The sequence below is a fragment of the Pseudomonas sp. 05N434 genome (assembly GCF_056396965.1).
The window spans coordinates 1-6215 of record NZ_JBFTMK010000296.1 but is presented as its reverse complement, the minus strand read 5'-3'; the positions used below and the strand labels follow the sequence as shown (position 1 = coordinate 6215).

Here is a 6215-nt window from a genome sequence, read left to right as displayed (position 1 = left end):
GAGCAGTTATGAATACACTTCGCCACGGCGACCGCTCGCAAGCGGTGCGCGTCCTTCAAAAAAACCTCAACAATCACGGTGCAACGCTAACCGTCGATGGCGATTACGGTGACGTCACCGAGGCAGCCGTGCGGGCTTATCAGCTCAAGGTCGGCCTGGTCGCTGATGGCGTCGCCGGCAACAAGACGCAGGCAGCACTCGCCGGCAATGACTGCCAGCAACTGCTGAAGAACACCGACCTGGTAAACGCCGCACAACGTCTCGACGTTCCGCTGGCCAGCGTCTACGCGGTCAACGAAATCGAATCGAAGGGCAAGGGTTTCCTCGACAACGGCAAGCCGGTGATCCTGTTCGAACRCCACATCATGTACCGCCAGCTTTCGAAGGTTCGAAACGAAGGCGATGACACCGCTGAACTCAAACGCCACGCTGACCAGCTCGCCAGTACCAACCCAGCCATTGTCAATCCGAAAGCGGGCGGTTATGCCGGCGGTACCGCAGAACACCAACGCCTGACCACCGCTCGCCTGATTGATGACACCGCCGCGCTGGAGTCCGCTTCCTGGGGCGCGTTCCAGATCATGGGCTTCCATTGGAAGCGCCTCGGCTACACCAGCGTGCAGGATTTCGTCGTGGCGATGAGTGCGAGCGAGTCGCAGCAGTTCGATGCCTTCGTTCGCTTTATCGAAACCGACCAGACCCTGTACAAGGCCTTGAAGGCTCGTAAATGGGCTGAATTCGCCAAGCTCTACAACGGGCCGGACTACCAGCGGAACCTGTACGACATCAAGCTCCAGCGCGCCTACGAACGACACGACGACTGCAGCTGCGGTCAGGCGGTGGCGGCATGATCGACCTCGACGCGGTGCAACGTCTGAACATAAAGGATGGCGACCTTCTGGTGGTGCCAACGAACACCGACCAATACGACATGGAACTGCTGTGCGATGCACTGCACGTCCTGATACCCGGCTGCAAAGTCGTAATTATCCGCGGCCCGGTGCAGCAGCTGGACGTCGACGCCATGAACAAACTCGGCTGGTACCGCGCATGAGTTCCCTGCGTCAGGCCTTGTATGGCATCGCCCTGCTCGGTGCCCTGACGTTGTTGATCTGGAGCCAGGAACTGCGTGTCACCGTTGCTGACAAGAACACAGAGCTGGCAACCAAGGACGCCAACACCGCCTGGGAAGAAGCCGGGCGTCACCTCGCCAATGCCAGTGCGTTGCAAAACACCCTGCAACAGGAGCGAGACGCACAGGCCAGCCTGCGTACCCAACAGGACCAACWGCGCCAAGGCCTGGCAAAACGCGAACTCACCATTGAGGCACTGAAACGTGAAAATGCCGATCTACGCAATTGGGCTGCCCAGCCTTTGCCTGATGCTGCTCGCTGGCTGCGCGAGCGCCCCGCCCTCACCGGCGCCGACGCTTATCGTCAGTGGCTGTCCGGCCGTGGTGCCCTGCACCCTGCCAGCGACCAGCCCGCGCAGTAACGGTGACCAGCTCACCGACCAGGACCGCGTCGAGGCCGCCTGGGCGGAATGTGCAGGCCAAGTAGACATGGTTTACCAACATCGGCAGGCCCAGCCATGAACAAACCCGAAAGCCTGCGAGCTCACTTACTCGCCACCGTGGCCGAACTCAAGCACAACCCCGACCGGCTGCTGATCTTCATCGACAACGGCAAGATCCGATGCACCGCCGCAGCGACTTTGTCGTTCGAATACAGCTTCGACTTGCAAGTCCTCCTCACCGACTTCGCCGGCCACCCCGACAGCGTCATGCTGCCGCTGCTCGGCTGGATCAGTGTTCACCAATCCGAACTGCTGGAAAATCTGAATAAGTCCGCCGACGGCATCCAGTTCGAGGCCGACATCCTCGACAACAGCAAAGTCGATTTGAGCCTGACCCTCCCCCTAACCGAACGGGTGGTGGTGGGCAAGGACGACCAGGGCAACACCACCATCCGCCATCCCGGCGAACCACAGCGGGCCGCCGCATTCCTAGATCCGAACTGGATACCCGGYGGCCAAGGCACGGGAAGCGAATGGGTCCTACCAAGATGACCAACCGCCTGGAAACGTTGGAGGACTGGGCGGCCGGTTTGCTCGGGCAACTTGAGCCGGCATCGCGAAACAAGCTGGCGCGCAGCCTCGGCCAGGCACTTCGCCGCAGCCAGCAGCAACGAATCATTGCCCAGCACAACCCGGACGGCAGCAAATACGCGCCACGCAAACAGCGCAATCTGCGTGGTAAACAGGGACGGGTGAAACGAAAGGTGCAGATGTTCCAGAAGCTGCGCACGGCTAGCTTTTTGAAGGTTCAGGGTGATGGCAACGCTATCAGCGTTGGTTTTACGGGACGTATCGCTCGCATCGCTCGGGTGCACCAATACGGATTGAAGGATCGCGCTACTAGGGGTGCGCCAGAAGTGAAGTACGAACAACGAGAGGTTCTCGGATTTACTGAGGCGGATCTGGATCTGATCCGTGATTCACTCCTAAAACACCTCGCCGCGTAAATGCAAAGGCATTTTCCACCAATATTCCGACGAACGGTAATGCCGATTGTTTTTGCATTATTACCGCAATGAGAAATATATTTCTCGCCGCTTTCCAAGGGGTAACGGGTCAAAAACCCAGCATTTACAGCATAAAAACAGACGTTCGCTCGTCCAAAAATACAAAAAAGTTGTTCGGGATCCGTATAATTAGTATACAGTCTCTACACCCGTATACGGTGTATACATCTCCTGAAGAGGGCTTTAAAATGGCTTCGCCTGTGTTGTCATTCCGTGTCGAAGACGTATTGGTTGAAAAGCTTGATCGGCTGTCCGAAGCAACTGATAGAGATCGCCAATACCACCTCAAACGTGCCCTGGCCCGTTACGTTGAATCCGAGTCATGGCATATCAATGCAATTGCCGAAGGTGTCGCAGATGCTGAGGCAGGCAACCTGACAGATCTGAAAGCCGTTAAGGCTAAGTGGGTGAATCGTGGCAAAAATCGTGCTGACGGACAAAGCGGACAGTGATTTAGAATCTATTCACGAATATTACGAAGCACGGTTAGGGGGCATATCCGCAGACGCGGTGATCGCTCAAATTTTCGAAGCGCTTGAGCAACTGGAAACATTTACCGGCTTGGGCAGACCCTCTTCGGTACCAGATATCCGGGAGTTGGTGCTGTCCAAGTTCCCCTTCATCGCCCCATATCGCCTCGCTCACGGCGAAATTCAAATTCTCCGCATCCTCCATCAGCGTACAGAGCGGTCAGAAGACTGGTAAACGCAAACGCGTCAGTCCATTGGACTCAACCGTTTCACAGACGGTTCGTAGCTCATCAAGACTTGTAGGCTTTTTTGGTACAACCCTTTAAAGCTGCACTCACATACGCGTGGCGCCACCATCGGCGCCATGAACGACTTAGCCACCCTCGCCCGCCTGATTGAAAACCTCATCCGCCTCGGCACCATCGCTGCCGTCCAGATGAAGCCCCCGCGTGTGCAGGTCAAAACCGGATCGCTGACCACCGGCTGGTTGCCATGGATTGCCCCGAGAGCCGGCGCCGACCGCGAGTGGAATCCGCCCACCATCGAAGAGCAAGTCATCCTGTTCAGCCCTTCCGGCCAGCTCGGTAGCGGCATCGTCCTAACCGGCCTGTTCAGCGACCACATCCCGGCCAACGGCGACCGCGAAGGCCTGCAACGCCGCACCTACCGCGACGGCACGGTGATCGAGTACGACAGCGTCGCTCACCACCTTAACGCAACGCTGACCGAAGGCGGCACCACCAACCTGATCAGCACCAGCGGCATCCACATTGTCGGCCCGATCACCCATGAGGGCGACTACACCCAGACCGGCAACCAGAAAATCACCGGTAAGGTCACCGTATCGGAGGACGTGATCGCGGCAGACATCAGCCTGGTCAATCACCCGCACGGCGGCGTGATGACAGGCGGTGGCAAGACGGGGAAACCGGAATGAACCGAGAAACCGGCGCCGCGATCAACACCGTCGAGCATATCGTCCAGTCGACCACCGACATCCTGACCACTCGCCTTGGTACCCGCGTGATGCGTCGGGAGTACGGCAGCTTACTGCCGGAGCTGGTCGATCATCCGTTCAATGACGTCACTCGTCTGCGCGTCTATGCCGCCACCGTCACGGCCCTGATGCGCTGGGAACCCCGGATTACCCTCAGCCGTGTGCAACTCAGGGGGGCTACGTTGCAAGGCCAGACGGTGATGGACATCGAATGCAGCCGAGTCGACACCAACGAGGCGCTAAATCTCAGTGTCCCATTGCAGCTTGGGGCCAGCGTATGAGCACCTTTGCCGCCATCGACCTGGCTCAGTTGCCGGCCCCGCAGATCGTCGAGCAGATCGATTTCGAGCAGATCCTTGCCGAGCGCAAGGCCTACGCTATCAGCCTCTGGCCAGCCGAAGAACAGGCCGAAATCGCTGCGCGCCTTGCGCTCGAATCGGAACCGCTGACCAAGCTGCTCGAGGAGAACGCCTACCGCGAGACCGTCTGGCGTCAGCGTGTTAATGAAGCGTCCGTTGCCAACATGCTGGCCCTGGCCAAAGGCACTGACCTCGAAAACATCGCAGCGAATTACAACGTCGCACGTCTGATCGTTCAGGAAGCCAAGCCATCCGCAATACCGCCAATCGCTCGGGTGATGGAGAGTGACGACAGCCTACGCGAGCGTGCACAAATGGCCTGGGAAGGTCTGAGCACCGCAGGTTCTCGCAACAGTTACATCTTTCATGCCCGCTCGGCAGATGGCCAAGTGGCTGACGCAACCGCCGAAAGCCCTGCACCCGCCGCGGTGGTGGTGATCGTGCAATCGCTGCTCGGCGACGGTACTGCCTCCCCTGCGCTACTGGCCACGGTCAAGACGTATCTGAGTGACGATGATCGCCGCCCGGTCGCTGATCGACTGACCGTTCAGGGCGCCGACATCATCAACTACCAGGTGATAGCCAAGCTCTACATGCTGAGCAATGGTCCCGAGAGCGAGCTTGCTCTTGCCGCGGCGAAGACCAGCCTGCTGAAGTTCGTGAGCCAGCGACGTCGCCTCGGGCTTGAAGTGTCCGAATCCATCTTGCACGCCTCACTGCACGTTGAAGGCGTGCGCAAAGTCGTGCTGCAAGATTGGCGGGACATCGTTGCCAGCCCCTACCAAGCCCCCTTTTGCACGGACATTGACTTGTCCCTGGGGGTTGAATGATGACCGCTCAAGCCCTGCTCCCGCGCAACGTTACCCCGCTTGAGCGCCAGGCCGCCCAAGCCTTGGCAGACATCCAGCGCGTGCCGATTCCTTTGCGCCAGCTGTACAACCCGGACCTGTGCCCGCCGCACCTGCTGCCCTACCTGGCATGGGCTTTCTCGGTTGATCGCTGGGACCCTCGATGGTCCGACGCAGCCAAGCGCACCGCTATCCGCGCGTCGTTCTACATCCATGCGCGCAAAGGCACCCTCGGTGCACTGCGCCGCGTGGTCGAGCCTCTGGGCTACTTGATCGAGGTGGAGGAATGGTGGCAGACCGTGCCCGAGCGTGAGCCGGGCACCTTTGCGCTGAAGGTCGAGGTTCTGGATACCGGTATCACCGAAGAAATGTACCAGGAGCTGACCCGGCTCATTGATGACGCCAAGCCGGTCAGCCGGCACATGACCCGCCTCGCCTTTGGCTTGGAAACCACCGCCGCCCTCTGGTTCGGTGCCTGCGTTCTCGAGGGCGAGGTCACCACGATCTACCCGTTGCACGTCACGTTGCTGGAGCTCACCTGCACGGCTCGGGACGCGGCGAGTGTCGCAGTCACCGCCGAAATGACCACGCTTTATCCGCTTCAACCCACGTTGCTGGAACAGCATGCCTATCCCGCCAGAGAGGCGGTTGGCGTTGATTCTGGCGAGCAAACGACTATCCACCCCCTGCACGTCACAGCCCTGGAACAACAGGCCGAACCGGCCTATCAGTCCATCGCCGCGGACGCGGGTGAATTGACCACTATCTACCCGTTGGAGGCGTGATGGCAGCGCAAGAGTTCTATACGATTTTGACCAAGGCCGGCATTCAATATGAAGCCGACTGCAAGGCCACCGGTAAGCCAATCAAGCTTGTCAAAATGAGCGTCGGTGATGGTAACGGCGCCACCTATAACCCTGTAGATACGCAAGTCGCCTTGAAGCGTACGGTCTGGGAAG

The 6215-nt window shown here is 59.1% G+C and carries 11 protein-coding genes and 2 pseudogenes; all 13 read left to right on the top strand.

The features are described 5' to 3' along the window. The first annotated feature begins 8 nt into the window (after positions 1-8). The gene (locus tag AC1DLB_RS18440; protein ID WP_477785405.1) at positions 9-851 is read left to right on the top strand and encodes an N-acetylmuramidase domain-containing protein; all 843 of its coding nucleotides are present in this window, start codon (positions 9-11) and stop codon (positions 849-851) included. Next, a complete protein-coding gene (locus AC1DLB_RS18435; RefSeq protein WP_477779303.1) occupies positions 848-1054 on the top strand; it encodes a hypothetical protein in 207 nt (68 codons plus the stop codon). Before AC1DLB_RS18440 ends, AC1DLB_RS18435 begins: the two co-directional genes overlap by 4 nt. Then, a complete protein-coding gene (gene lysB / locus AC1DLB_RS18430) occupies positions 1051-1494 on the top strand; it encodes an Rz-like lysis system protein LysB (RefSeq protein WP_477785403.1) in 444 nt (147 codons plus the stop codon). The genes AC1DLB_RS18435 and lysB overlap by 4 nt, the downstream gene beginning before the upstream one ends. Continuing rightward, positions 1409-1594, top strand: a pseudogene (gene lysC, locus AC1DLB_RS18425) (Rz1-like lysis system protein LysC); the annotation flags it as partial. The gene lysB and the pseudogene lysC, both read left to right, overlap by 86 nt. Then, entirely contained in the window at positions 1591-2067 is a 477-nt protein-coding gene (locus AC1DLB_RS18420) for a phage tail protein (protein ID WP_428633257.1), read from the top strand. The pseudogene lysC and the gene AC1DLB_RS18420, both read left to right, overlap by 4 nt. Continuing rightward, positions 2064-2522: a phage virion morphogenesis protein gene (locus tag AC1DLB_RS18415; RefSeq protein ID WP_477779305.1), complete on the top strand. Its 459-nt coding sequence runs from the start codon at positions 2064-2066 to the stop codon at positions 2520-2522. Before AC1DLB_RS18420 ends, AC1DLB_RS18415 begins: the two co-directional genes overlap by 4 nt. 248 nt (positions 2523-2770) lie before the next feature. Further along, positions 2771-3034, top strand: coding sequence for a CopG family ribbon-helix-helix protein (locus AC1DLB_RS18410; protein ID WP_428633253.1), 264 nt, complete (start codon positions 2771-2773; stop codon positions 3032-3034). Then, on the top strand, positions 2997-3287 hold the full coding sequence (locus AC1DLB_RS18405) for a type II toxin-antitoxin system RelE/ParE family toxin (protein WP_428633251.1): 291 nt from the start codon (positions 2997-2999) through the stop codon (positions 3285-3287). Before AC1DLB_RS18410 ends, AC1DLB_RS18405 begins: the two co-directional genes overlap by 38 nt. Before the next feature lie 129 nt (positions 3288-3416). Further along, positions 3417-3989, top strand: coding sequence for a phage baseplate assembly protein V (locus AC1DLB_RS18400; protein ID WP_477779306.1), 573 nt, complete (start codon positions 3417-3419; stop codon positions 3987-3989). Continuing rightward, positions 3986-4330: a GPW/gp25 family protein gene (locus tag AC1DLB_RS18395; RefSeq protein WP_477779307.1), complete on the top strand. Its 345-nt coding sequence runs from the start codon at positions 3986-3988 to the stop codon at positions 4328-4330. Before AC1DLB_RS18400 ends, AC1DLB_RS18395 begins: the two co-directional genes overlap by 4 nt. Further along, a complete protein-coding gene (locus AC1DLB_RS18390) occupies positions 4327-5238 on the top strand; it encodes a baseplate J/gp47 family protein (protein WP_477779308.1) in 912 nt (303 codons plus the stop codon). Before AC1DLB_RS18395 ends, AC1DLB_RS18390 begins: the two co-directional genes overlap by 4 nt. Further along, positions 5238-5768 (top strand): annotated as a pseudogene (locus AC1DLB_RS18385) (phage tail protein I); the annotation flags it as partial. The gene AC1DLB_RS18390 and the pseudogene AC1DLB_RS18385, both read left to right, overlap by 1 nt. A gap of 272 nt (positions 5769-6040) precedes the next feature. Next, on the top strand, positions 6041-6215 hold a 175-nt coding region (locus AC1DLB_RS18380), incomplete at its 3' end, for a phage tail-collar fiber domain-containing protein (RefSeq protein WP_477785404.1).

Excerpts from the sequence above, each read along its gene's own strand:
- AC1DLB_RS18435 (WP_477779303.1), top strand. The coding sequence starts at position 848 with ATGATCGACCTCGACGCGGTGCAACGTCTGAACATAAAGGATGGCGAC.
- AC1DLB_RS18415 (WP_477779305.1), top strand. The coding sequence starts at position 2,064 with ATGACCAACCGCCTGGAAACGTTGGAGGACTGGGCGGCCGGTTTGCTC.
- AC1DLB_RS18410 (WP_428633253.1), top strand. The coding sequence starts at position 2,771 with ATGGCTTCGCCTGTGTTGTCATTCCGTGTCGAAGACGTATTGGTTGAA.
- AC1DLB_RS18400 (WP_477779306.1), top strand. The coding sequence starts at position 3,417 with ATGAACGACTTAGCCACCCTCGCCCGCCTGATTGAAAACCTCATCCGC.
- AC1DLB_RS18395 (WP_477779307.1), top strand. The coding sequence starts at position 3,986 with ATGAACCGAGAAACCGGCGCCGCGATCAACACCGTCGAGCATATCGTC.
- AC1DLB_RS18390 (WP_477779308.1), top strand. The coding sequence starts at position 4,327 with ATGAGCACCTTTGCCGCCATCGACCTGGCTCAGTTGCCGGCCCCGCAG.